General features: G+C 60.3%; 19 protein-coding genes and 1 pseudogene. 13 read left to right on the forward strand and 7 right to left on the reverse strand.

All coding sequences use genetic code 11. The annotated features are described in order from the left end of the window. Positions 1–4 precede the first annotated feature (4 nt). Positions 5–1,123: an acyl-CoA dehydrogenase family protein gene (locus tag QYE47_RS04915; protein ID WP_014590889.1), complete on the reverse strand. Its 1,119-nt coding sequence runs from the start codon at positions 1,121–1,123 to the stop codon at positions 5–7. Next, positions 1,101–2,789: a long-chain-fatty-acid--CoA ligase gene (locus QYE47_RS04920; protein ID WP_070383941.1), complete on the reverse strand. Its 1,689-nt coding sequence runs from the start codon at positions 2,787–2,789 to the stop codon at positions 1,101–1,103. Before QYE47_RS04920 ends, QYE47_RS04915 begins: the two co-directional genes overlap by 23 nt. 266 nt (positions 2,790–3,055) lie before the next feature. On the opposite strand from QYE47_RS04920, the gene QYE47_RS04925 reads away from it, so the two are divergent. From QYE47_RS04925 to QYE47_RS04945, 5 genes are all read left to right on the forward strand, one after another. Beyond that, positions 3,056–3,568 (forward strand): nuclear transport factor 2 family protein, encoded by a 513-nt coding sequence (locus tag QYE47_RS04925; RefSeq protein ID WP_014590887.1) that lies wholly within the window; start codon positions 3,056–3,058, stop codon positions 3,566–3,568. A 92-nt stretch (positions 3,569–3,660) separates the two neighbouring features. Then, a complete protein-coding gene (locus QYE47_RS04930; RefSeq protein WP_014590886.1) occupies positions 3,661–4,980 on the forward strand; it encodes an OprD family outer membrane porin in 1,320 nt (439 codons plus the stop codon). Between the two features lie 595 nt (positions 4,981–5,575). Next, complete coding sequence (folE2, locus tag QYE47_RS04935) at positions 5,576–6,490, forward strand: GTP cyclohydrolase FolE2 (RefSeq protein ID WP_019438187.1); 915 nt, start codon at positions 5,576–5,578, stop codon at positions 6,488–6,490. A gap of 137 nt (positions 6,491–6,627) precedes the next feature. Continuing rightward, entirely contained in the window at positions 6,628–8,718 is a 2,091-nt protein-coding gene (locus QYE47_RS04940; protein WP_014590884.1) for a TonB-dependent siderophore receptor, read from the forward strand. 14 nt (positions 8,719–8,732) lie between these two features. Beyond that, positions 8,733–9,455, forward strand: coding sequence for a DUF4198 domain-containing protein (locus tag QYE47_RS04945; protein ID WP_014590883.1), 723 nt, complete (start codon positions 8,733–8,735; stop codon positions 9,453–9,455). 131 nt (positions 9,456–9,586) lie between these two features. Here the strand turns inward: QYE47_RS04945 and QYE47_RS04950 are convergent, their stop codons facing one another. Together QYE47_RS04950 and QYE47_RS04955 are read right to left on the reverse strand one after the other, a co-directional pair. Further along, entirely contained in the window at positions 9,587–10,903 is a 1,317-nt protein-coding gene (locus QYE47_RS04950) for a cation:dicarboxylase symporter family transporter (RefSeq protein WP_041166963.1), read from the reverse strand. A gap of 158 nt (positions 10,904–11,061) precedes the next feature. Further along, positions 11,062–11,475 (reverse strand): VOC family protein, encoded by a 414-nt coding sequence (locus tag QYE47_RS04955; RefSeq protein ID WP_010954206.1) that lies wholly within the window; start codon positions 11,473–11,475, stop codon positions 11,062–11,064. Between the two features lie 101 nt (positions 11,476–11,576). On the opposite strand from QYE47_RS04955, the gene QYE47_RS04960 reads away from it, so the two are divergent. The 5 genes and pseudogenes from QYE47_RS04960 to QYE47_RS04980 all read left to right on the forward strand — a co-directional run bounded on the left by QYE47_RS04960 (position 11,577) and on the right by QYE47_RS04980 (position 17,312). After that, the gene (locus QYE47_RS04960; protein ID WP_014590880.1) at positions 11,577–12,449 is read left to right on the forward strand and encodes a LysR family transcriptional regulator; all 873 of its coding nucleotides are present in this window, start codon (positions 11,577–11,579) and stop codon (positions 12,447–12,449) included. 425 nt (positions 12,450–12,874) lie between these two features. Next, on the forward strand, positions 12,875–13,264 hold the full coding sequence (locus tag QYE47_RS04965) for a DUF2946 family protein (protein WP_070383942.1): 390 nt from the start codon (positions 12,875–12,877) through the stop codon (positions 13,262–13,264). Positions 13,265–13,335: 71 nt separating this feature from the next. Further along, complete coding sequence (locus QYE47_RS04970; protein ID WP_014590878.1) at positions 13,336–15,489, forward strand: TonB-dependent siderophore receptor; 2,154 nt, start codon at positions 13,336–13,338, stop codon at positions 15,487–15,489. 1 nt (position 15,490) lies between these two features. After that, a pseudogene (locus QYE47_RS04975) lies at positions 15,491–15,802 on the forward strand (TonB-dependent receptor); the annotation flags it as partial. A 451-nt stretch (positions 15,803–16,253) separates the two neighbouring features. Then, positions 16,254–17,312, forward strand: a complete 1,059-nt coding sequence (locus QYE47_RS04980; protein WP_041166962.1) for a diguanylate cyclase — start codon at positions 16,254–16,256, stop codon at positions 17,310–17,312. Positions 17,313–17,328: 16 nt separating this feature from the next. Here QYE47_RS04980 and QYE47_RS04985 read toward each other — a convergent pair whose 3' ends face one another. Beyond that, on the reverse strand, positions 17,329–17,460 hold the full coding sequence (locus QYE47_RS04985) for a hypothetical protein (RefSeq protein ID WP_256559582.1): 132 nt from the start codon (positions 17,458–17,460) through the stop codon (positions 17,329–17,331). 155 nt (positions 17,461–17,615) lie between these two features. Between QYE47_RS04985 and QYE47_RS04990 the strand changes: the two genes are divergently transcribed. After that, positions 17,616–18,740 carry a mechanosensitive ion channel family protein gene (locus tag QYE47_RS04990; RefSeq protein ID WP_014590875.1) on the forward strand — a complete coding sequence of 375 codons (1,125 nt, stop codon included), beginning with the start codon at positions 17,616–17,618 and terminating at the stop codon, positions 18,738–18,740. Between the two features lie 77 nt (positions 18,741–18,817). On the opposite strand, the gene QYE47_RS04995 is transcribed toward QYE47_RS04990, so the two are convergent. Further along, positions 18,818–21,865 carry an aminotransferase class III-fold pyridoxal phosphate-dependent enzyme gene (locus QYE47_RS04995; protein WP_041166961.1) on the reverse strand — a complete coding sequence of 1,016 codons (3,048 nt, stop codon included), beginning with the start codon at positions 21,863–21,865 and terminating at the stop codon, positions 18,818–18,820. 143 nt (positions 21,866–22,008) lie between these two features. Between QYE47_RS04995 and QYE47_RS05000 the strand changes: the two genes are divergently transcribed. Then, positions 22,009–22,449, forward strand: a complete 441-nt coding sequence (locus QYE47_RS05000; protein WP_014590873.1) for an Lrp/AsnC family transcriptional regulator — start codon at positions 22,009–22,011, stop codon at positions 22,447–22,449. 40 nt (positions 22,450–22,489) lie between these two features. On the opposite strand, the gene QYE47_RS05005 is transcribed toward QYE47_RS05000, so the two are convergent. Next, the gene (locus QYE47_RS05005) at positions 22,490–23,107 is read right to left on the reverse strand and encodes a dTMP kinase (RefSeq protein ID WP_014590872.1); all 618 of its coding nucleotides are present in this window, start codon (positions 23,105–23,107) and stop codon (positions 22,490–22,492) included. A gap of 227 nt (positions 23,108–23,334) precedes the next feature. On the opposite strand from QYE47_RS05005, the gene QYE47_RS05010 reads away from it, so the two are divergent. Beyond that, the gene (locus QYE47_RS05010; RefSeq protein ID WP_014590871.1) at positions 23,335–25,878 is read left to right on the forward strand and encodes an HWE histidine kinase domain-containing protein; all 2,544 of its coding nucleotides are present in this window, start codon (positions 23,335–23,337) and stop codon (positions 25,876–25,878) included. Positions 25,879–26,073 lie beyond the last annotated feature (195 nt).

Raw genomic sequence — 26,073 nt, forward strand, 5'->3', positions numbered from 1 at the left:
CGCCTCAGGCGGCACGCTCCTCTTTTATGAATTGAAGGCGCAGGCTTTCCGGCTGGCCAAGGCAGGCACCCAGATTGATCGCACGCTTGAGATACAGGCCGATGTCGCACTCGTCGGTGAAGCCCATGGCGCCGAACAGATGGATAGCCTGGCGGCCGACGAATGCAGCCGCGTCGGCAGCCCGCGCCTTGGCGGCATAGACGGCCAGGCGCGCCTCACGTTCACTGCTCTGCTCGCAGCGCTCGACCGCGTTGACAACCGCCGAACAGGCAAACTCGGCTTCGGCCCAAAGATCGACCAGGCGGTGCTGCAGTACTTGGAAACTGGCCAGTGGCTTGCCGAACTGCTTGCGGTCGATGGTGTACTGGCGAGCCAACTCGAAGGCCTGGCTGGCAATCCCGGCAAGCTCCGCCGCCAGAGCCGTGCGCGCCAGGTTGATCGAGGTCTCGACCATGGCGCACAGGTCGCCACGGGCAAGGATGCGCTCGTTGCCCACCAAGCAATTGCTTAGCATCAGCGACGAGATGATCCCGCCATCCACCGTCGGACGGTCGCATCGCTCGAGCCCTTCGGCATGGGCAGGCACGCTGACCAGCAGGTCTTCGCTGCCGGCCCGCGCCACGACTAGCAGATCACTGGCCGAACGCGCGCCCTCGACGAACGCGCGACGGCCGTCGAGCAATACGCCCCCCTCAAGCGAACGCGCAGCGACGCCCTCGCCATCACGACCTGCTGCCACGGCCGGCACGACAATCGAGCGACCCTGCACCAGCCCTGCTGCCAATCGTCGGCGCTCTGGAGAATCCGCGACCCGGGCGAGCAAGGCACTGCTCAGTACCGAGGCGCTGGCAATCGGCGAAGGAACCAACGCCTGCCCAAGGGCATGGCTGATCACCGCCTGTTCACGAATACCCAGGTTGGCACCGCCCAACGCCTCGGGCAGCATCAGGCCGATCCAGCCAGCTGCTGCCATTTCCTGCCATTGCTCCAGATCCAGGTCGGCGCCAGCGGCACGCAACTTACGCAAGCTCTGCGGGCCGGGGCGCCCTTGAGCGAAGGTGGCAACACTGTCGCGCAGCATCTCGAGCACGCCGTCCTCGTCAGCCATGATCAGTTGTGGCATTCACATCACTCCTTTGCGGGGCGGCCTGCTGCCGCTCACTGGTGAAAACGAAATCGTTGAACTGCTCGCGCAGCCGGGTCTTCTGCAGCTTGCCGGTGGCGGTATGCGGCAGTTCGTCGACGAACACTACGTCATCAGGCAACCACCACTTGGCGACCCGGGTGCTGAGAAAGGCCAACAGTTCGGGGCCAGTGACCGACAAGCCGGGCCTGGCCACCACAATGAGCAAAGGTCGCTCCTGCCAGCGCGAGTGCGGCCGTCCGATGACAGCCGCTTCCTGTACCGCATGGTGGGCAATGGCGGCGTTCTCCAGGTCGATGGAGCTGATCCACTCACCGCCGGACTTGATTACATCCTTGCTGCGGTCAGTGATCTGCAGATAGCCATCGGCGTCGATGCTGGCCACATCGCCTGTTTCGAGCCAGCCACCCTCATCCACCACCTGACCGCCCTCGCCCTTGAAGTAGCCCGCAGCGACCCAGGGCCCACGCACCTTGAGATGGCCGGCGCTCCTGCCGTCACGCGGCAGCACCTGCCCCTGCTCGTCGACCACCTGCACTTCAACACCGTAAACCGGACGCCCGGCCTTGGCACGCACGTCAATCTGCTGTTCCAGCGGCAGTTGCAGGTGCTTGGGCAAGAGGTTGCCGATGGTGCCCATCGGGCTGGTCTCGCTCATCCCCCAGGCCTGAATGCTGGTGGCACCTAGTACATGGTGCAGACGCTCGATCAGCGCCCTTGGTGCTGCCGCGCCGCCGAGCACCACGCGCTCGAGCGCCAACTCGCCGGTCAGTACGTCAGGATGTTCATCGATGAACTGCAGCAAGCCTAGCCATACCGTCGGCACACCGATTGAGAATGTGCAGCGTTGCTGCTGCAACAGGCTGAGCAGGTTCTGGCCATCGAGCCATGGCCCGGGCAGGACGACCTTGGCACCGCACATCGCCGAGGCGTAGGGCAGCCCCCAGGCGTTGACGTGGAACAAGGGTACGGTCAGCAACACCCGGTCGCGGCTCGACAACTGCAGACCGTCCATCGCACAGGTGTTGAAGGCGTGGAGCAGCGTCGATCGATGGCTGTACAACACTCCTTTGGGGTTGCCGGTGGTGCCGGAGGTGTAGCACAGAGAGGAGGCCAGTTTCTCGTCGAGTTGCGGCCATTGATAGGTGTCGTCGTGCGCGTCGATAAGGTCTTCGTAGCAGAGGCAATCGTCGAGCCCCTTCGGCTTGTGCGCACGGTCGGTCATGACCACCAGGGTGGCAGTGAACTTCAACGCTGGGCGCAGCGTTCGGATCAACTCGGCGAAAGTCAGGTCAAAGAACAGCACTTTGTCTTCGGCATGGTTGATGATGTACTCGATTTGCTCCGCGTGCAGTCGCGGGTTGACCGTGTTGAGCACCGCGCCCATACCCGGCACCGCAAAATACAACTCCATGTGTCGATGGGTGTTCCATGCCAGTGAGCCGACACAGTCCCCCTGCCCAACCCCCAACTCCTGCAATGCCTTGGCCAGTTTCAGGGCGCGTTCGCGCAGCGTTTTGTAGTTACTGTAGAGCGTTTGCCCCTCACACGTGCGCGATACGATTTCGACCTGACCATGATTAAGTGCAGCATGCTCAATCAATGAGGATATCAATAGTTGTCGGTCTTGCATTAAAGCGTACATACCACCTCCAGCGTCCGGCCTTCCATCTTTCAGGGCATTGTTGTTATCACCCGAACGTGGGCAAACCATCGCGGCCGCCGGCAATACTGTCAATGTCGAATCCGATGTGAATGCACAACATCATGCATGTGAATTTGATGACGTCGGCAAGTTGCATTTCACACATGTGAATCGCAGCAACCCGCGCCGTCGTACGTTGACGATCAGTGGAGCTGAAAATACAGTCCAATTACTCGATACACGATCACTCAGGGGCAACGCCAGTTATGTCGACGCTCGAACAGCTATTGGACCGTGAAGCCATTCGCGACTGCCTTTACCGCTACTGCCGTGGCATCGACCTGGCTGATGAGCAGGCTCTGCGCTCAGCTTACTGGGAAGACGCCCACGACCGCCACGGGCCTTGGGACGGGCCTGCCGTAGGCTTCATCGATTGGGCGTTGACCGTCTTAAAAAGCTATGAGTGCAGCGTGCATCAGATCACCAACATCCTAATTGAACTGGGCCCGGCGAGCGCTGCGGTGGAATCGAAATTCCTTGCATTCCAGCGCTCCTCCTCCCAGGGCGGCGAGCCCACGCAGGTATTGATACTCGGTCGTTATGCCGATCACTTCGAGAAACGCAAAGGACAATGGCGGATCGCAAGGCGCACGGTAATTTATGATTGGGTCGAAGATCAGCCCGCTATTGTCAAGTCACTTGAAGAACGTTTCGGCCTACGTCAGCCAGTCGGCAGCCGCTGGCCGGATGATGAAACTTATCCTCTGTTTCAGCGCTGAAGTTAGCCACCTTCAGAAGCCGCCATTGCACCACATCTCCGACCATTCAAATCGCGTCATTAATATCAGAACAACAATAAATAGAGCATTATATGACACTCAAAACTGCACTCCCGTTGCTGCTGTGCCTACTCACGCCCTTCGCAATGGCTGAAGGTTTCGTCGAAAACTCAACGCTGGACCTGTCGTTGCGCAATGTCTTCTTCACTCACCATTACGACGAATATTCGCCCACAGCAACCCGGCTTACCAGCAAGTCGCAGGAATGGGCGCAAGGCTTCCGCGTGACCTACAAGTCCGGGTTCACCCCGGGCGCTCTGGGTTTAGGGGTCGATGCAATGGGCATGTTCGCGGTGAAACTTGACGGCGGGGCTGGGCACCATCAGCGCGGCACCATGATTCCGAGTGACGGCGACGGGGCGGTCGACAGCTGGGCCAGGGCCGCGGCGAACGCCAAGTTGAAATACTCGCAAACGATTCTGTTCAGCGGCAATGCCATTGCCCCAAGTATCCCGGTATTGATCTCAGACGACACTCGCGTGTTGCCGCAGACCTACCAAGGCTGGACCTTGGTTTCCAAGGATATTGCCAATGTGGTCGCCACCGGCGGCCGATTGACCAAGGCTACCGGTAGATACTCATCAGACCGCTCTGGCCTTGCCGCAGCGGGGGGGACCAAAGAGAGCAGCGGTTTCAACTATGCGGGTATCGACTACACGCCGACTGAGAGCATCAAAGCGCAGTACTATTTTGGCCAATTGGAGGACTACTACAGGCAGGACTTCCTCGGCCTGACCGCCAAGCATGCATTCAGTGACGGCCAGTCGCTGCTCGCCGACTTGCGCTATTTCAGGAGCCGGGCGGACGGCAGAAACGGCGAACCGGGATATCGCTTGGCCGGCTTTACCAAAGATGCCAGTGGACGCATCGACAATGACACCTGGTCAGCTTCGCTGACCTATGCCAAAGGTGCTCACTCGATCATGGCCGGCTACCAAAGTGTGTCTGATGACAGTGGTTTCGCCGCCATCATTCCTTCCTCGCTGCCCAACAAGGAAGCCGGCGCCTTCACCTTTTACCTGCAAACTTCGCGCTTGCTCTACGGCTTTACACGCGCAGGTGAAAAAACCACTTTTACGCAATATGCTTACAATTTCGCCGGGGTCGGTCTGCCAGGGCTAGTGTTCAACGCTTCATACTGGAGCGGTACCGACATCAATCAGGCCGGTGGCAGCGGCGCACGCGAGTGGGAACGCGACCTGGCTCTGCACTACGCGGTGCAGAGCGGGCCTTTCAAGGGGCTGGGAGTTTCTTACTACAACGCCATAGGACATAGTACAACGGTGTACGAGGCCAACCATCGCAATACCGAAAACCGGATTTACGTGAACTATTCGGTTCCAATTTTCTGAAAGACCCACTGACAAAGCAATGCAGTGAAAGGACTATCAGGCTCTGTATGAAAAGCCTTGATACTCATAGCGGAAGCGCTTCAAAGGCCCGTAGGCGATGGACAGGGCCTTTTTTGTGCACTTTTGTCGTTGGCTCAAACGCGAGGAAATGCCTATGAATGCCCATGACTTGCCGTGAGCATCGGCCCCCTCTGACATTCCTGCACATGGGAATAGCCCGAGCGACTACGTTTCAGCTCGCCCCGGGCAACGCGTTCCAGGTCAGCGTCGATCTTGTCCAGCAGTTTTCTCCCACTCCAGCAGCCACACGCGAAGCGGCTTCCTGCCTCTACCTGCTCAAGAGCACAGACATGATTTGCAATCCGACTTTAATGTTATGTTATAACTAACTACATTAATCGTTATCTCTAGCTCGACTGCGAACCGTCCATGGCCGGCAACCGATCCCAGGCCGAGCCCGTCGCGCGCTGCTGGCCGATGAGGAAAGGGCCCGGGGAACGGAAGGCTGTATGAAGCTGACCACCCCCTTCCCCGGCTGGAACTGATTCATACCCCTTGCTGCCACGTGCAAGGCTCCCACCAATGGATATACATGATGAGCTCAGCATTACCCGACGTTTCCGTCACCGACCTGGCCCCCAGCCTAAGCCCGTTGCAATGGGTCGGCATGCAGGGTATCGACCTGCCGGTAAGGATCGAAGAACCGACCTACCAGCGTGAACTGCACGCCCGGGCGGATGTCCAGGTCGACCTGCCGGCACCACACGTCAAAGGCATTCACATGTCCAGGCTGTATCGCCTGCTGGACGCCTGGGGACAGGCTGCGGCGGTGTCGCCGGCAAGCCTCTTTGCGCTGTTGCAGGAGATGATCGACAGCCATCAGGATTGCGAAAGCCGCAATGCCAGGGTGCGCCTGGATTTCGACTTGCTGGTTCGCCGCCCTGCACTGGTGACCGAGGGCCTCTCTGGCTGGAAGTCGTACCCGGTTCACGTGCTCGCCACGAAGGTCGGCGGGGCACTGAACCTGAGTATCGAAGTCAGGATCGGCTACTCCTCGACCTGCCCCTGCTCTGCCGCTCTCTCCCGGCAATTGATTGAGGACGGCTTTCTGCAAACCTTCCAGGACCAGCCACTGCTCGAAGCCAGCGCCGTTGCGCAGTGGCTGCGCAGCAACGCGTCGCTGGCAACGCCGCACAGCCAACGCAGCGAAGCTCGGGTGCGTGTCGCGGTACCTGCCGACGCCCCTGATCTCGGTTTGCTGGCCCTGATCGACCAAGTCGAAGGCGCCTTGCGCACGCCGGTTCAGACCGCCGTGAAACGGGCTGACGAACAAGCTTTCGCGGCACTCAACGGGCAAAACCTGATGTTCGTCGAGGACGCTGCGCGGCGTATTCAGGTAAGCCTGCAGGGTTACCGCGATAGCCAAGTGCACGTTCGCCATCTGGAAAGCCTGCACCCGCACGACGCCTCGGCCTGGTCCGCCCCGCAGGCCTCTGCGCATCACTATTAACTAGCGTTACGTTATTACATCCAATAACATGCGCGAACCAACACATGAAAATTTCCTCACCAGGAATCATTTGTCAGGCCTGGCGCCAAGACGCACCCAACACTGCAACGTTATAGCGTGAAAAACGGAGACTTTACGTGAACCCTCGTGCCCCCCTTCTGGCCGGCCTGACGCTGGGCTTGTTCGGCCAGCCGATTTCAGCGGCACAACCCTTGCTGCTGAACGAAACCTCCATCACCGACGCCTATCTCGAAGAGCACGCCGACGGGCCGGTGCAAGGCTATCGTGCCAACCGCTCTGCCACGGCCACCCGCACCGATACCGACATTCGCGACACGCCGCAGACTATCGAAGTCGTGCCCGCGCAGGTGATCAAGGACCTCAACACCACCCGCATCGACCGCGCCCTGGACTTTGCCGGTGGCGTTTCGCGGCAGAACAACTTCGGCGGCCTGACTTTCCTCAACTACAGTGTGCGCGGCTTCACCACGGGCGAGCTGTACAAGAACGGTTTCGCCATCAACCGCGGCAGCTACAGCTCGCCGGACACGTCCAACATCGAGCGCATCGAAGTGCTCAAAGGCCCGGCGGCCAGCCTGTACGGCCGTGGCGACCCTGGCGGACTGGTCAACATCGTCACCAAGCGCCCCCAGGCCGAAGCCTTCAGTACCCTCACCCTCAGCGCAGGCAGCTGGGACCGCTACCGCACCGCCCTGGACGCCAACTCGCCACTGGACAGCGAAGGGAATTTGCTGGGCCGGATCAACCTCGCCGTCGAAGACAACGACAGCTTCCGCGATCATGTTGGGAGCGAGCGCCGTATCGTCAGCCCTTCCCTGAGCTGGCAACTGTCACCCGACACCCGGCTGATGATCGACACCGAGTTCTCCCGCACCGAGTCGGTGTTCGATCGCGGCATTCCGGCGGTCAACGGCGAAATGGGGTCGGTCAAGCGCTCGACTTTCCTTGGCGAGCCGAATGACGGCGAGATCCGCAACGACAACCAGACCCTCGACGTGGCGCTGGAACACGTACTCAACGACAACTGGAAGCTGCGCCTGGCCAACCACTACACCCAGGGCACGCTCAAGGGCAACAGCTCCGAGCCCCAGGCCCTGGTGGGCACCACCATCACGCGCTTTTATCGCGAACGCGACTTCGAATGGAACGACAGCATCACCCAGGCCGAGCTGCACGGGCAGTTCGAGCTGGGTGGCTGGCAGCATCAGACCCTGGTCGGGCTGGAGTACGAAAACTACCGCAACAGTCAGAAGTACCCGCAAAGCGCCACCTCCGCAGCGTATGGGCTGGATATCTACAACCCGGTATACGGCAAGCCGAAGCCAGCCATCACCCGTGCCAACGACTTCTTCGAGCATACTGAAAGCTACGCGATCAACCTGCAAGACCAGATCGCCTTCACCGAGCGCTTGCGGGGGTTGCTTGGCGTACGCCTGGAGCGCTTCGAGCAGACCTCGCAGAACCGCACCACGGGTCTTAGCAACAGCCAGGAAAAGGACGTTGCCACACCGCGCATCGGGGTGTTGTACCAACTGACCCCGCAAGTCGGCGTGTTCGCCAACGCATCCACTTCGTTCAAACCCAACACCATCGGCACCCAGGGCCAGGTGTACAAGCCTGAAAAGGGCTTGGGTTACGAGACCGGGGTCAAGCTCGACCTCCTCGACAGCCGCCTGGGCGCGACCATCGCCCTGTTCCATATCGACAAGGAGAACGTCATCACCACCGACGCCCTTGGCGAGAGCGTGGCGGCGGGTGAAGCGCGCAGCCAAGGCCTGGACCTGCAGTTCAGCGGCCAGCTGACCGACGCGTTGCGAGTGATCGGCGCCTACGCCTACATCGACGCCGAGGTCACCAAAGGCGACGCAGCCCTGCCCAAAGGCAGCGACTTGCTCGGCATCGCCCGTAACAGCGGCAGCCTGATGGGCGTGTACGAATTCCAGGACGGTGCCCTGCGCGGCTCGGATGTGGGCGCAGCGGTGAACTACGTCGGCGAACGCTCCGGCCAGGCCGGCAGCGACTTCACCCTGGACGCCTACAGCACGGTCGACCTGCTGGCGCACTACAAGGCCAGCGAACAGGTCACCGTCGGCCTTAATCTCAACAATCTGTTCGACCGCAAGTACTACGAACGCTCGTACAACAGCGCTTGGGTGCTGCCCGGGGAGCCACGCAACTTCAGTGTCAGCCTGACCCTTAGCCTTTGAACCGAGGAACCATCATGCATCCATCGTTGAAAGTCGCGTCCCTGTTGACCCTGATGGTCAGCGTCCACGCAGGCGCCCACGGCCTGTGGACCGAGGAGCGACGTGGCAATATCGAGGCCGTGTACGGCCACGGCGCCGAGGATAACGCCTACAAGGCGGAAAAGATCAAGCGCGCCTGGGCGTTCGACGCGACCGGGAACATGGTCCCGGTCACGGTCGAGCGGCTGGCGGATCATGCCGTGCTGCGACCACTTACCCCGCCTGCAGCACTTGCCGTGCTGCTGGACAACGGGCCTTGGTCGCAGCGCCCGGACAAGCAATGGGTCAGTCAGGATCGCACCCACGTCAAGGATGCGATCGCCTCCACCCACAGCTTGAAATACAGCCTGGCGATCTACCAGAGCGGTGCTCGCCTGCCGAAACTGGACATGCTGCGTTTGGCGATCGTTCCCCTGAGCGACCCTCTGCAAGTCGGGCCAGGCAAGACGCTGGAAGTGCAGGTACTGCTCGATGGCAAACCGGCTGCTGATATCCCGCTGCTGGGCGATTATCGGAGCGCCCCTCACCAGGTCAGCGCCACCACCGACAAGCAAGGCCGGGCACGGATCACCGTACGCAATGAAGGACTCAACATCATCGCGGCACAGGCTACCCTGCCAATGGCAGACGGCAGCCCCGTGGCCCAGCAGAGTCTGTTCAGTTCACTGACATTCCTGGGTGAGCCGCACCACGAGTAACATAAGTGACCTACCTCGGCCGTGACGGCCGAGGTATGGCAGTTAGAGACGTTCGCAATGAGTGCCTGCAAGTCGATTACCTGCATGATGGGCACTTGCATTACATGCAGGGCGATCATGTCGATGACACACTAGGTCGTTTTTGCCGAGCCCCCAGCGCCAAGTGAACAGGTCAACACTTGCGGGCGCTCCTCGGGAACTACAACCGGAGCAGCAGGCATCCGGTATTGGTTCTCCCACTTCGCCACAACCAGAGGCGCCAGTGCGTTGCCCAAGACATTCAGCGCCGTGATCGGCATGTCCATCAAGCGATAGACTCCGGCGATGAACGCAATACCTTCCACCGGCAGACCTGCACTGGTCAGCGTAGCGGTCAAGATGACGAACATGGCACCCGGGACGCCGGCTGCGCCCTTGGAGGTCAGCACCATGATGATGATCAGCATCGCCTGGTCAGCCAAGCTCAGGGGAATTTCATAGAGCTGCGCGATGAACAGCGTGCCGATGCCCACGAACAGCGATGCGCCATCCAGATTGAAGGAATATCCCGTAGGGATAACCAACGTCGCAATCGAACGCGGCGCACCGTAGGCCTCGACCTTCTCAATCAGTTGGGGCATGACAGTCGCCGAGGCGGCGGTACTGAACGCCAGGATCAACTCATCCTTGATCGCCTTGATCAGGTCGAAGATGTTGATCCCTGCAACCTTCGCGATGCCGCCCAGCACGACCACGCCGAACAGAATGACCGCGACGTAGGTGACGGCAATCAGTTTTGCCAGAGGCAGCAACGCGGAAAGCCCGAAGTTGGCTACCGTCACGCCGATCAGGCCAAAGATCCCGATGGGCGAGTAGTGCATCACGATATGCGTCACCTTGAACATCGTCGCGGAAATGGCATTGACTACCGCGATCAACGGCATTTTCTTCTCTTTGTCCAGAGCACTTAGCCCAAAGCCGAACATGACCGAGAAGAACAGGACAGGCAGCAGCTTTCCTTGCGCCATTGCACCGACGATATTGTCCGGGATGATGTTGAGGATGACTTGACCAAACCCTGTGTTCTCCGAGGTAGACGGAAGCGAGAGCGTTTGGGTGTTTGCCAGGGTCGTCAAGTTGGCACCTACGCCTGGCTGCGCAAGATTGCCAACCAGCAGGCCACACACAATTGCGATGCTGGTCACGACAAAGAAGTAGAACAAGGCTTTCACCCCGACCCGCCCTATCGCCTTGCTATCACCATTGCCTGCGATCGCGCCGACCATGCACGCGAATACGAGGGGTACGACAATCATCTTCATCATCTTGATGAAAATGTCGCCGACGGGTTGTAAAAGGCTGCTGATTATCCAGGCTTTATACTCGGGAAAGAAATTGAGAAGTGCCCCCACTACAACCCCGAGCACAAGACCTGCAATAATTCTAGTCACCAGACTAGTCTTTGCCATACGTCCTCCAGTTATTATAATTTGGACTGTACATTGGCCGGCAAAAATGCCAAACACATCGTTGGAGCCTGTTATTTTTATTGAGTGGCCACTCACCGATACACGCCTCTTATCTCACGCAGACAAAGCGGGAGGCGCGTCCCAAACGTTCATGCCAATCAGGTGGCAAATACACCTTCGAAGTCCTTGAACCCTTTGATTTCGATCGGGTTGCCACTGGGGTCCAGGAAAAACATCGTTCGCTGCTCCCCCGGTTGGCCAGGGAATCGTACAACCGGCGGTATGTCGAACTGCACACCATGAAGCGCCAGGCGGTCTGCCATCGCGAACCAGTCATCCAGATGCAGCACCAAGCCGATATGCGGCATCAACACTTCATGGTCGCCGACTTTGCCGGTGCGGGTCGTTGGAAAAGGAACACCTTTGTGAAGCGAAATCTGGTGACCGAAGAAATCGTAATCCACATAAGTTTCACTTGTGCGGCCTTCTTTGCAGCCGAGAATGTTACCGTAGAAGTTACGAGATGCTTCGAGATCTGTAACATGGTATGAAACATGAAATAACGATTTCATAACTACCCTCTTTGGTTTCTGATAGAACTTTCGGGGAGGTTAGCGTAGCCTCGCGCAAGTGCTAAAGCGCATTTTTCCATCTCTCAGCGAAAGGAAATGTTTTGGACACTCGATTTCTCGAAAGCCTGATGGCGGTGATAGAGACTGGCTCGATTGCAGCGGCGGCTCGACGGGAAAACCTGACAGCACCTGCAGTCAGCCAGCGTATACAAGCACTCGAGAAATCGTTGGCGTGCGAACTCCTGAACCGAAGCGCACACGCTGTCGAACCTACCGAGAAATGCCTGTCGTTGTTGCCGAAAATTCGAGATCTGATCCAGGGGGCAGCAGAGCTGAAAGAGGATCTGGACACCAGTAGCCTGTCCGGGTACCTCAAGATCGGCGCAATTTCTACAGCGTTGACAGGCCTATTGCCGGAGGCCATGAATCAGCTATCAAGTATTGCCCCGCAACTGAGGCTACGCATCACGCCAGGGGACTCGCGCAGTCTTTACGAACAAGTAGCCTGCGGAGAGCTCGATGCGGGAATCATGGTATGTCCGCCCTTCACCGTCCCCAAAACCATTCGTGTACAGGTGCTTCGAGAAGAACCCCTGATGCTTTTGACCAAAGACCCGATTGACAAGCGCGACATCCGATCGACGATTCTTGGTCGAAACCTGATTCGATATGACTCAAACGCCTGGGGTGGGCAGATTGCACAGCAATACTTGAATGACAATAACCTGCAACCCGATGTCCTCTGCAATCTGGATGCGCTAGATGCAATCTACATCATGGTCGCAAAAGGTATGGGGGCCTCCGTCGTCCCGCTATGGGCGGGATTGAAAACTGACGACGTACAGGCAACGCCAGTGTCGGACGCTGACCGCTACATGCGCCAGGTAGTCCTGCTTTACAAGTCCAACCCCAGAAGGCCTAAAGCGGTGGAGGTTTTGAAGGAACAGCTTATGAATAACTGCAGCTTCCCATAGATCACTCGCGCTCTGCGTTGACTGCCTCAGCCATCATGCTTGAACTGACTCGGGGCCGGATCTCACCACGCCCATACTGGCAACAACAGGAGTGGCGGCCTACATCTCCGAGGGTGTCACCCATCTCTCGTTACCCCTGCGCATTTCAACCCGGCTGCAGCCGGCATGCCGCGCGATTGTTTGTACACGCGAGCAGGGGACTTGTGCTTTACGAACTCCGCGCTCTTGCTGCCGAACTCATCGGTGAGCACTGAGTCTCGGTGCGCCTGTACATGAAGCCGACATTGCTGCGATGGCCCTCCCCCGGCACTACCCGATTGAATATTCGTGCTTGAAAAATCCCCCCTGTTCAGATGCACCAGAAGATGTAGAATCCCTCGCCAACCTCTAAACCTGATCATTCAGTTGTCACGCCGAGTCCTGCAATGAAGCTGGCCCACCACACACGATCACAGGTCGCCTGGGTGCTGTATTTCAGCATTCTGTTCGGCTCGTTGCTGTGCGCCATGGGCCATGGGCAAATGGCCGGGTTGCGCCTGGCTGGCATGGATGATGCCGCCTGGTGCACGGCCGACAGCAGCGGCATGGTCCAAGGTGAGCAAGACTTCAGCGATCCGAGCCTGCCTGCCGGCGGTGACTGCGTGATCGCCAGCCTGTTCAGCGCCACACTGCTGGCCGTCTTTTTCGGCCTGCTGACCCTGCTCACCGGCGAGCAGGGCAGCCCCTTACCCAACCAACCTCCGCCACGCCTGCCCAAGCAGCGCTGGCCACTGGTCAATCCCCGCGCCTCTCCCGCTTCGCTTCTCGCGTTCTGACATCGCCATGTCCCCGTGCCGCCTGATCGGCAGCGGGCGTGTGCTCACCGATTTCAGCCAGGAAGCCTTGCATGTTCCGCATGACCACTTTGGCGCTGCTCGTTGGCAGCGCAACCTGTGCCTGGGCGCAGGATGACACCCTGACCCTGCCGGCCAGCAATGTCACGGCCGCAGCCAATCAACCCACGGAGGCAACCCGCCTTGACCTTGATCGCCCCATCGAAAGCGGCTCGCGGCTGAACCTGAGCGCCAGGGAGAACCCCGCTTCCGTCAGCGTTGCCGACCGCAAGACCATGGAGCGCATTGGCGCACGTAACTTCCAGGACGCCGCCAATGCACTGCCCGGGGTTAACGCCTCGGCTCCGCCCGGCTGGGGGGGATATGTGTCGTACCGAGGGTTCAACGGTGCCCAGATCAGCCAGTTGTTCAATGGCATCAATTTGCAGTATGGCGGCGCGGCGCGCCCGGTGGGCGCCTGGATCTACGACCGCGTCGAATTGCTCGGCGGGCCATCCTCCTTCCTCAACGGCAGCGGCGCTGTCGGTGGCAGCCTCAATTTCATCACCCGGCTGGCAAGCCGTGACGAAGACACCTTCGAAGGGCGCGTCAGTTATGCACGCTACGACACCATGGAAACGTCGGTCGCCTTCAACAAGGCGCTGAACACGGGCGACGGCCCACGCCACTATGCCCGCCTCGACTACAGCCGCACCAGCACCAACGGCTATATCGATCGCCAGGAGAATGGGGCCGGCAACCTGGCCTTCTCGCTGCTTAGCGACATCAACGACCAGCTCTCGCACACGCTGGCCATCGAGTACCTGGAAGAGCAAGAGGACAGCCCCTACTGGGGCTCACCGGTATTGCAGCCTCTGGTCGGCACTCTGCACATCGACAAGCACAACCGTTTCAACAACTACAACGTCGAAGACGGTCGCTACGAACAGCGCACCCGGTGGCTGCGCTCGATCACCGACTACCGCTTCGACGACAACACCCAACTGCGTAATACCTTCTACCACTACAACGGCCAGCGCGATTACCGCAATCTTGAGGTGTATCGCTACAACGCCGATAACAGCGCCACCGCTCGCTCGGGCGGCTATCGCCAGCGGCACGACCAGGAGGTCAACGGCAACAAGCTCGAGCTGACCCACCAGGGCCAGTTGTTCGGCCTGGCCAGCGACTGGGCGTTCGGCATGGACTACAGCACCAACCAGCAAACCAACTACCCACTATCCAAGGGGGCGTTCGACACGGTTGACCCGAACGGCTTCGAACCCGGGCACTTCCTCGATATCCCCGGCATGGACGCGCCCATGACCAAGGGCAGAACCACCACCACCGACACCACCTCGGCCTTCGTCGAGAACCGTACCCGCCTGACCGATCAACTGTCATTGATCACCGCGCTGCGCTACGACCATATCGACTTCGACGTGGTCGACCATGTGGCGCGAGCCAAGCTCGACCGACGCTGGGACGCCATCACCGGGCGCCTGGGCCTGGTCTATGACCTGACCTCCAACGTTAGCCTGTACACCCAATACAGCACCTCGGCCGAACCACCAGGCGGAACCCTGACCAGCGCCTCGATCAGCCAGGTCGGCGACTTCGACCTGAGCACCGGCCGTCAGGTCGAAATAGGCAGCAAGTTTGACTTCCTCGACGGCCGCGGCTCGGCCACGGCAGCGGCGTATCGCATCGTGCGCAAGGATATCTCCGTGCCCTCCTCGACCGTGCCCAACACCACCGAGCAGGCGGGCCAGCAGACCTCCACCGGCATCGAGCTGGCAGCCTCGTTCAAGGTCACGCCCAAGCTGCTGGCGGCTGGCAACTTCAGTTGGGTAAATGCCGAATACGATGAATTCAACGAGACCATCGGCGGCGTAGTGTACTCGCGCAAGGGCAAAAACCCGGTCAACATCCCCGACCGCGTGGCCAACCTCTGGTTGACCTACGACCTGGCGCCCGGCTGGCAGGTCGGGGCCGATGCCCGCTATGTCTCATCGGTGTACGCCAACACCGCCAATACCGCATGGGTACCGTCGTACACCGTCTACGGACTGTCCATGACCCACGACCTGGACAAGCACGTGCAAGTCAGCGCGCGGCTGCGCAACCTCACCGACGAGGTGTATGCCCGCTTCATCCACCAGACCAACACCCAGTACTACCTGGGTGAACCGCGCAGCCTGGAAGTCGCTGTGCAGTGGCGCTACTGATGAATCGCTGAAGATTGTCCCGGCGTACCGTGTGGACAGGATCGGCGGTGACTTCACCAACGAGATGACCGGCCAGGATTACGACATCAACGACTACGGCCTGATCAAACAGCCCAAGCTCAGCGTTGTCTATTCACCCTGGAAGGTCACCAGCTTTAATGCCAACTGGGATAGAGCGTTCCAGGTGGGTACGGGCGCAGCCGCCTACAAAGTGCCACCGCGCAACGAAGACCTTTCTCCATCGATCAACGTAGGCTGGGAAACCGGTGTCACGTTCACGCCAGCCGGTTGGGTCGATGGCCGCGTCGCCTATTGGCGCCCGTGGGTCTGGCAACGCCCTCAGCTGCCTTGGCTTGCTCGACCGCTTGTTGGCCCTCGCGATCAATTGGCTTTCGAAGTGGCGGAAAACAGGCTATGTTCGTGACACGGAGCTTGCGAGGGGGAACCTAGCCTTCGGTCAAGAAAGGGATCCGCGCAACGACATGAAATGCGGAAAACGTCGCAGGTGCCGTAGCCGTGGTGATAACCAGTTCTGCACCGCCACCACCTACCGCAACGCTTTCTGAATCCAGCAATCAAACATGGCGAAGGGCATCACATGTGAACGCCAGGAGGCTTTTCCAGGGCGCCGTCAAAGTGCCGGTATCCGCTACCGGTCACGAGTGGCGGCACCAGCCATGACAAACCTTGATCCCCGCGATGAAATAGCGCACTCCGTACGGAGGGATCGGCTCGAACAGCTGTTTGTTCAGTCAGCGCCCGCTGTGCTTGGCAGCTTCCTGGCCGCCGTAATGCTGTGCTGGTTAGGCTGGGAGCGTTTCGACCAGCAAAGGGTCATGGTCTGGATGACGGTATTGGGCCTGTCGACCGGCGTGCGTAGCGCCATGTTCTTCGCCTATCTGCGAGCACCCGCCAACCAGCGCACGGCCGAACGCTGGGAATGGCGTTACTGGGTCACGCTGATGCTGTCGGCGGCTATCTGGGGTTGGGGCGCCTTTGCCGTAATGCCCGCAGACGACGCGCTGGGGCAGACGCTGATCATGCTGTTTGCCGTCGGCATGTCTGTCAGCGCGGTGTCATGCTACTCCTCCTACCGCAACATGACCCTGGTGTCGATGGGCCTGGTCTTGCTGCCTTCTACGGGCTGGCTACTGCTGCAACCTTCCACGCTGCAACAAGGGATAGCCTTGGCGGTGCTGGTGTTCGCCTGGTTCGTGGTCAGCGCGACGCAAAGCCTGTCCTCGGCATTGACGACGGCCTGGCGCCTGAAACACGAAATGCAACGCGCGCATCGGCTGGCCATGGTGGCCTCGTGCACGGACGAACTGACCGGCCTGAACAACCGACGTGCTTTTTTCGACAACGCTTCGGCGCAGCACGTCCGGTGCCGGGATACGGGTACATTCATGGCCGTGTTGATGCTGGACGTCGACCATTTCAAACAGATCAACGACACGTTCGGGCATGCCGCAGGCGACCAAGTGCTGCAGCGCATCGGTGCAGCGATCAGTACCAGCCTGCGTGACAACGACATTGCCGGCAGGCTGGGCGGCGAGGAGTTCGCCATCCTGCTGCCCAATACGCCGCCAGACACGGCGATTGAGGTTGCCGAGCGCCTGCGGGCCCGGATAGCCAAACTGTGTGTGAATGAGCAACACCCGGTCACCGCAAGCATAGGTTTAGCGTTCGCCAAGGCCCCTGCCACTGAGCTCGGCGCCTTGCTCAGCAGTGCAGACAGCGCCATGTACCTTTCCAAGGTATCGGGCCGTAACCGGGTCACGGTCGCCGAACCGGAGCAGGAGGCATTGCGCAAGCAGCACTAGTCCATCCAAAGAATGGCTATGCAGGGTCCTGGGCCACGGCGTCACCCGGGGCTGGGCGCAGCGTGCGCACGGCATCGTCGAACAGGTGCAGGTTGGCATGGGCCTGCAGCCGTTGCGGCAAGCGTGCGTTGGCAATCGAACCCCGCAAGTCGTGCCAATGCTGAACAAACTGTTGCGGTTATTGAAGAAAGTCTACCGGGACTGACTCAGTCAGCCCAGCGTGGTGAAATCCGATCGACCTGTTGCGCCTCTTTGACGTCCCAAGAAAGCACCTTGGCAAATCAACCCAGAGGCGAGGTACTCATGAACGACCGCATCATCGCGTTTTTCACCGAAACCACCGTTTTCGGCATCTCCATTCTCAATCTGCTGGTGGCGCTGACAGTCGCCATCGTGATCTTCCTGGTCGCCCGTGCCACCATCAGTTTCCTGACGCGCCGGGTACGGCGCTGGTCCGAACACGAGGGCCCATTGAGCCAGATAATGGCCAAGGTGCTTTCCGGCACCAGTAACGTTCTGTTGTTGCTAGCCTCATTACTGGTAGGCCTGAGCATGCTCGACCTGCCCGAGCGCTGGCTGAGCAGGGTCAGCAGCCTGTGGTTCGTGGTCGCTGCCTTGCAGATTGGCCTGTGGGCCAACCGCGCCATAGGCATGGGCCTGAGCCGTTACTTCGCCCGCCACCGTACCGACGGCCTGAACCAGGGCAGTGCACTGGCAACCCTTTCGGCCTGGGGCGCGCGGGTCCTGCTGTGGTCAGTCGTAGTGCTGGCGATGCTGTCGAACCTGGGGGTGAACATCACCGCTTTCGTCGCCAGCCTTGGCGTGGGCGGCATCGCGGTGGCGCTGGCTGTGCAGAATATCCTTGGCGACCTGTTCGCTTCGTTGTCGATCGCCGTGGACAAGCCGTTCGAGATCGGTGACTTCATCGTCATCGGGCCCCTGGCGGGCACCGTTGAGCACGTCGGCCTCAAAACCACACGCATCCGCAGCCTCGGCGGCGAACAGATCGTCATGGCCAATGCCAGCATGATCAGCAGCACCATCCAGAATTACAAGCGCCTGCAAGAACGTCGCATTGTGTTCGAGTTCGGGCTCTCCTACGACACGCCCACCGAGGCCGTTAAGAAAGCGCCAGCCATCGTCGAAGACGCCATCAAGGCCCAGGAACAGGCGCGTTTCGATCGCGCTCACCTGCGCGGCTTCGGCAAAGAGGCACTGGAGTTCGAGTGTGTCTACATCGTCCAGGACCCAGGCTACAACCTTTACATGGACATTCAGCAGGCGATCAACTTCAGGCTGCTGGAGCGGTTCTCGCAAATCGGCGCCAAGTTCGCCGTGCCGGTGCGCGCGATCAAGGTCACGGCATTGCCAGAGGCCTCCGGCCTGCATGGCCAGGCTCGCGAAGGCCTGAGCATCAGAGGTGCTTGATGCTGGCACCTGCCCGGTTCGTCAGATAGGTGCGCCGCAGGGCGTGCACATGCGCACGCCCTGCCCGCGCTGAAACGCTATTTCAGCGCCGCGATGAAGCTGTCTTTCAGCACCTCGAGAAGGAAGTCCGCATTGGACCGGCTGAAAATCATCGAAGGCCGCATTTTCAGCACGTTGTCATGCGGGCCTTCGGTGCCGATCAACACGCCGCGCTCCCGGGCACCATCAGCCACTTTTCTGGCAAGGGCCGTGGCTGGCGCCTTTGACTTGCAGTCAGTGACCAGGACGATGCCGAGGAACAGGCCCAACCCGCGCACATCGCCAATCACATCGAATTGCTGCTGAAGCTCGCGCAAGCCCTCGAGCAGGTAATGGCCGACACTCAAGGCGTTTTCTTTCAACTGGTCGCGCTCGATTGCATTGAGTACCGCCAGGCCTACCGCGCAGGACACCGGGTTACCGGCGAAGGTATTGAAATACTCCATGCCGTTGTTGAAAGCATCGGCAACCTCGCGCGTGGTCACTACCGCCGACATCGGGTGGCCGTTACCAATGGGTTTGCCCATGCTGACGGCATCCGGGACCACGCCCTGGGTCTCGAATGCCCACCAGTGGCTGCCGACCCGGCCAAACCCGACCTGAACCTCATCGGCCAGGCACAGCCCACCTTCGGCTCGCACCATGGCGTACACCTCCTCGAGGTAGTGTTCGGGCAAAAACACCTGCCCCGCCACGCTCGGGATCGACTCGGCAATGAAAAACCCCGGGCGCTTGCCTGCCTTGCGCATGGCATCCAACTGCTCTGCCACCGACTCGGCAAAGCGCTTGCCGTGCGCTTCCACGGGCCATTGCTCGGGGGCGTAGTAGCTGTCCGGGACCACGGCCTCGTAAACATGCGCCGCCCTGCCCTTGCCCGCCTTGCGCTTGTACTTGTAAGGGCTCAGATTGATCAGTTCCTGAGTAGTGCCGTGGTAGGCCCAGTCCAGCACGATCGCCTGATCACTGCCTGTGAAGTTGCGCGCCATACGCAGCATCAGGCTGTTGGCCTCACTCCCCGAGCAGCCAAAGGATGCTACGCAAAGGCCCTCGGGCAAAGTGCCGGTCAGGCGCTCGGCGTACTCGACAATGTTGTCGTGCAGGTAGCGGGTATTGGTGTTGAGCAGCGCAGCCTGGCGGGTCAAGGCTTCGACCACGTCGGGATGACTATGGCCCAAGTGGCACACGTTGTTGAAACAGTCCAGGTAAGCCCGCCCGAAGTTGTCGATCAGCCATACGCCATCACCGCGCACGAACTTGATCGGATCGGTGTACGAAATGGACAGGTTGGGTAGCAGCAGTTCCTTGCGCCTGGCAATGATCTGGGCCTTGGGCATGCCCTGCTGGCTGTAGGTCTCTGGCGGGATACCGGCCAGGGCCGAGGCATCGGGGAACAGGTCGGCCCACGCTTCGCGGTACGCTGGCTCACCCACGCCAATGACCTCGCACGTGCGCAACTGGGTATCGGTGACCACCTGCAGATGCAGGTGGGGAATCCAGCCGCCGTTCTCGTGATCGCCGCCCATGTAACCGACCAGGTCGCCGGCTTCAAGCTTGTCACCGGCCTTCAAACGGCTGAGCGCCTCGTGGGCCATGTGCCCCCACAGCGTCAGAAATGGCGGGCAACCGGGCGGGGTATGCTCGAGCATCACCAGGCCGCCATAACCCAGCGGGCCTGGCTCAACCTCGACGCTTCTGACGGTGCCGGCAATCGGTGCGTACAACGGCGTACCCGCTGGCATCAGCAAATCTACCCCCACATGCAGGGTCCGGTGCTGCCCCTTGATAAAGCGAGACTCAAAGGCGCTGTCGGTATAGACGGCACGTACCTCGCCCCATGGCCCGATGCCCAGCGGGGCCTTGTGCGTGGCAGAGAATTCATTCCACCACCGCGTCGCATCTGCCGGGCGCTGCTGGGCCGAGGCAATGGTCATCTCATGTCTGGCATCGCCAAACGGCGCGATAACCTTGTCGAGAATGGCGGCTGACGGGCGCACCAGGTCGGCAAACGACTTGTGGTTGTCGGCAATCCAGCGGCGGACTTCCCCCGCACCTTCGATGGCATCGAAACCACAGGCCTTGCGCAAAATGCCGGTGGCCAACCGTGGGTTGATCGAATCGAGCTGTTCCAGTAGACGCCAGGCAGGCGCTTCACTGATCGCCAGGTAGGGGTTGTCGTCTGTCTGATCCTGCCGGGAAGCGGAGAACGTCACGCTGATAACCAAGCGCATGGCTATCAGGTTGAACAGCACATCAAGCTCTTGCGCTTGCAACGGGTACTTCTCATGGAAGCCGGCCACCAGCGCAGCAGCAGCGCCAATCGGATCGTCCATGTCGAGAATGGCGTACGCGCTGGCGATCGCGACCTCGGCAATCAGAACGGTGTGCACGGCATCGCCAAAATCGATGAAGCCAGTCACGTTACCGGCCGTTTCGGCATCGACCAGGATGTTCCAGTCGTTGGCATCGTTGTGGATCACCTGGGCCCGAAGGGAAGCCAGCTTAGGCTGTACAGTCTGTTCGAACCGGGCGATGAAGCGTTCGGCAACAGCCCGGCGATCAGGGTCCTTTATGCAGTGCAGCCGCGAACGTGAGCGCGCAGCATGGCGTAAGTCCCAGTCCAGGTCGCGGACTGCGCCCGGGTGCATGAAGCCCTGCAGGGCACGGTCAAGTTCACCGAGTGCCTGGCCGAAGTTTCTCATCAACGCCAGGGAGCGTCTGGCCTTGGCAAGTGGCGTGCCGGCCAGCCAGCTAACCAGGCGCAAAGCGTGCTTTTCACCGGTGCTGCTGGCCACAGACGGCAGGTAGTCGCCCGTCACGCTGGCCCGCAGGTGTGGTACGCCCAAATGCGCGCCATGCACAGCCAGGTGATCGAGTAGCGCGGTTTGAAACTCGCTTTCTACCCTGGGCTCGCTGGCATTGACGATTTTCAGTATCCAGCCTGCATCTACGCCAGTCTCCAGGCGGTAATTGCGATCACGCTCCCCATCCAGGGGCGTTGCAGTGCCGGTGACATCGAAGAAATCTTTTGCAAGGCTCTCTGCATCGCTAGCCAAAAACCGAGGTGCCGGGTGGGAAAGGTCTGTCATATCATCAGGTTCCGAGCGCGCTGATTGTTTTTCAATAGCTTGTCATGCGCCGCCGAAACGGACACCCTGCATACGGTCGGGCGCAACAGGCATTATGCCGGTTCCGACCGGCATAATGACGGCAAGCTTATCAAGGGGCTGCAATGCGTGACCTGGACGCTAAAGATCGTGAGATTCTTGAGGTACTTTCGAAGGACGCGCGCATTGCGCTCAAGGCGTTAGCCGGCCGCATAGGCCTTTCCCGAAGTGCCACCACCGAGCGTGTCGCCAACCTTGAACGCAGCGGGGTCATTCGCGGTTATCGCGCTGACATCGGCGAAATAGACGCCAACGTGATACGCGCGATCTTGCTGGTGACGTTGCATCGCACGCCTGCCATGAAGCTGCTCGACCAGTTGGCAACGGACGCGCGCGTACGGCGGGTTTCGTCGGTGAGCGGTCAGCTCGACCTGGTGGTTGAAGTGGAGACCCGAACGATCGACGACCTCAACCAGGTACGCGACAACGTGGCACGTCACGAATCAGTGGATGACATTACCACGTCGGTAGTCCTGCGCCGTGATATCGACCGCCAAGGCGCCTGATGCCTGCAGAGGCAGTAGATAGGCCATACTCACCCTAGCCTCACAGGTGTCGAAGCACGCCCTGAATCTCGCGAACGACCTGCCGCGTTGCCTCGTCGACGGTCCCTTCATTGCGGCACAGCACCCAGCCTTGCTCTGCAACCGCACGCTCGAACGCCTCGGTACAGGCAACCTGTTCGTCCAGGTTATGGATCACCGTACTGCCCAGCCCACGCGTGCGCGCCGCGGCCCTCGCCCATGAAGTTTCAGGCTTCGTGACAACGCCGACATGCAAATCGGGCACTTGCACGTTTCGTTCGAGGTTCAGGCGCAGGATCTTGTCAAACGGCACTGTACGGCGAAACGCAGCGTCAGAGGGGTACCAGCGATCAATCAGGATGATGCTGTCAGCGGGCTGCCTGGGCAGTACATGTCGGGAAATCCAGGCTCGGCTTTCAGCGAAGCGCTCGCAAACCTTGAACTCAAGGTCCTGGCAAGGGCTTCTGGAAAGATGGTTGACCAGGGCCATGGTCTCGCCCCGGTGAGGATCATTCTTTCTTTCGCAAAGGCGGATCACCTTTATCCCGTCCAGCCGTAACGCTTGAGTGACGGCCTCCAGCAGCGTGGTCTTGCCGGTACCCTTGGGCCCATCGAAGGAAATAAACAGCGGGCGGTTCATCTTGCAATACCAGTTGGCTCAAGCGCGGGATAAGACCATTGATCGCAGCTGCCTTCAAGCGATTCTCGACGGGAGCACATCCGTACTCCAATGCGGTAACCAAAGCATTGCCTTGGGAATGGACCGGCATTGCCCGACCCGCCATCCCCAAGGCGTTCAATGCCTGCTAGGCTGACGGACGATGGCGGACCTGCTGCCCGCCTCCCCTTACCCACAGGCACGGGCCAATGACCTACAACCCCCACGTTAACCTGACCAACTGCGACCGGGAGCCCATCCAGATTCCCGGGAGCATCCAGCCCCATGGCTGCCTGCTGGCCTGTGATGCCTCGGCGACCGTGGTGCTGCGCCATTCGGTCAACGCCCCACAGATGCTGGGTGTAGCAAGCGATATCAATGGTCAGAAACTGCACGCGGTGCTGGGTGACGAGGTAACGCATACGCTTCGCAACGCACTTGCCCGTACCCGGGACGCCTCGCGTCCCGCGCTCAGTTTCGGCGTGACGCTGCCCAACGGCGAGGCCGTCGACATCGCCGCCCACTTGTACAAAGGCACGGCAATCCTCGAATTCGAACCCGCCGGGGCGAGCATCGCCGAACCGATTGAACTGGCGCGCACGCTGATTGCCCAACTGCGCGAAATCGACCAGACCAGCAAGCTGTTCCGCGACGCCGCCCGTTTTGTCCGGGCGGTGCTCGGTTACGACCGGGTGATGATCTACCAGCTGGGAGCCGACGGTGCCGGCAAGGTGGTTGCCGAGTCCAAGCGTGGCGACCTCGAAAGCTTCTTGGGCCAGTACTTCCCTGCCTCCGATATCCCCCAGCAGGCCCGCGCGCTCTACCTTCGCAACCCGATCCGGGTAATCTCCGACGCCCAATTCAATACGGTCGCCATCAACCCGGTGCTCGACCCATCGGGCGAACCGCTCGACCTGTCCTACGCGCACCTGCGCAGCGTCTCGCCGATCCATTGCGAATACCTGTGCAACATGGGCGTGGGCGCCTCGATGTCGATTTCCATCATCGTCAACGGCGAGCTGTGGGGAATGATTGCCTGCCATCACTACGCACCGCGCACGCTGGCCATGGGGCAACGTGTGGCCGCCGAGATGTTCGGTGAGTTCTTCTCCCTGCATATCGAGACCCTGCGTAGCCGGCAAAAACTCGAAGCCGCCGTACGCATCCACAAAGCGCTGGACAGCCTGCTGCGCGACGCCAACCAGGCGGCGGACATTGATGGGTTCTTCCACGCACGCCTGCCCCGGTTGATGTCGCTGATTCCCTGCGACGGCATCGGCATGTCGCTGCTAGGCCGCTGGTCGTGCGCAGGGCTGGCGCCGCCCCAAACGGCCGTGCCTGATCTGCTGCGTCTGGCAGACATGGTCAGCGAAGGCCGAATCTGGGCGTCCAATCGCCTGTCGACAGTGCTCCCGTCGGCCCAGGCGTATTTTAATGATGTGTCGGGTGTGCTGATTGTCCCGATGTCGCAACACCCCAGGGATTACTTGATCTTCTTCCGCAAGGAGGTGGTCGAGACACTCGACTGGGCCGGTGACCCGAACAAGACCTATGACAGCGGCGCGTTGGGCGACCGCCTGACGCCACGCAAAAGCTTCGCCATCTGGAAAGAAACCGTTCACCAGCAGTCGCTACCCTGGACCGAGCAGGACCGCCAGTTTGGCGATGCCATCCGTACCGCTATCGTCGAGGTGGTGCTGCACAACAGCGAGCTGCTCGCCAGTGAACGCGCCAAAGCTGAGGTGCGCCAGCGCATGCTCAACGAAGAGCTCAACCACAGGGTCAAGAACATCCTGTCGCTGATTGGTGCACTGGTTGCCCATCCGACCCCGGAAAGCCAGACCCTGCAGGACTATGTGGCAACGCTCAAAGGGCGTATCCAGGCCTTGTCGCTGGCCCATGACCAAGTGGTGCGCGGTGACGGTGGCGGGCGCCTGGCGAAACTGCTGGAGGCCGAGCTTTCCCCCTATCGCACGGCTGCCGGCATGATCGAGTTGCTGGGCCCGAACGTCATCCTCGATGCGCGCGCTTACTCGGTCATGGCCCTGGTGCTGCACGAGCTGGCCACCAACGCGGCCAAGTACGGTGCGTTATCGCGGGCCGGCGGCAAGCTTTCGGTGAGCTGGGCAATCGACGCCACCAACGCTTGTGCCATCAGTTGGCGGGAAAGTGATGGGCCAACGGTACGCCCACCCAGCCGCAGCGGCTTCGGCACGGTGCTGATCGACCGCAGCATCCCGTTCGACCTGGGTGGCACCAGCGCAGTGGAATATCACCCCGAAGGCCTGCAAGGCTTTTTCAGAATCCCGGCCAAGCACCTTTCCGTAGCCGAAGCGGCAGAAACCGCTCTCCCGGCCACGCCTCTGGCCCGTGCAAACGGTGCGTTTGCAGCGCGCTCGGGCTTGTGTGTACTGATACTCGAGGATCAACTGGTGATTGCAGTCGGCCTGGAGCAAATTCTCAACGATGCACAAATCAAGGACGTGATCACCGCCAGCTCCGAGGACGAAGCCATGCAACTGCTTGGCAGCCACAAGCCGGATGCGGCAATACTGGATGTCAACCTGGGCACCGGAACATCCATTTCCGTAGCGGATGAGCTGGTTCGCCGGCAGGTCCCGTTCCTCTTTGCCACCGGCTATGGCGACGGCATCAGCATTCCCGAGCACTTGCAGCATGTACCCGTCACCCGCAAGCCATATGATGCCAATTCCATTCTGGCCAGCCTGCAAGGTCTGCTTGAGCTGGGGTGAATGGGAAACAGCAGCAGTCTTGTATTACGAAAAGGCCCGTAAAGCCGACACATAACTGTCAGCTATACGGGCCTCTTCGCAGCACCAGGCCGCGCCGGCAAAAGGACGGCGTCGGCCTGTCAGGGCTTACACCGCCAGGGCGCGCTCACGCAGCTCGCTGTTGAGGATGCGGTCGTTCTCGCTGTAATCGACTGG

It is taken from the genome of Pseudomonas sp. 2,4-D (assembly GCF_030418155.1).
Classification (GTDB): Bacteria; Pseudomonadota; Gammaproteobacteria; order Pseudomonadales; family Pseudomonadaceae; genus Aquipseudomonas; species Aquipseudomonas alloputida.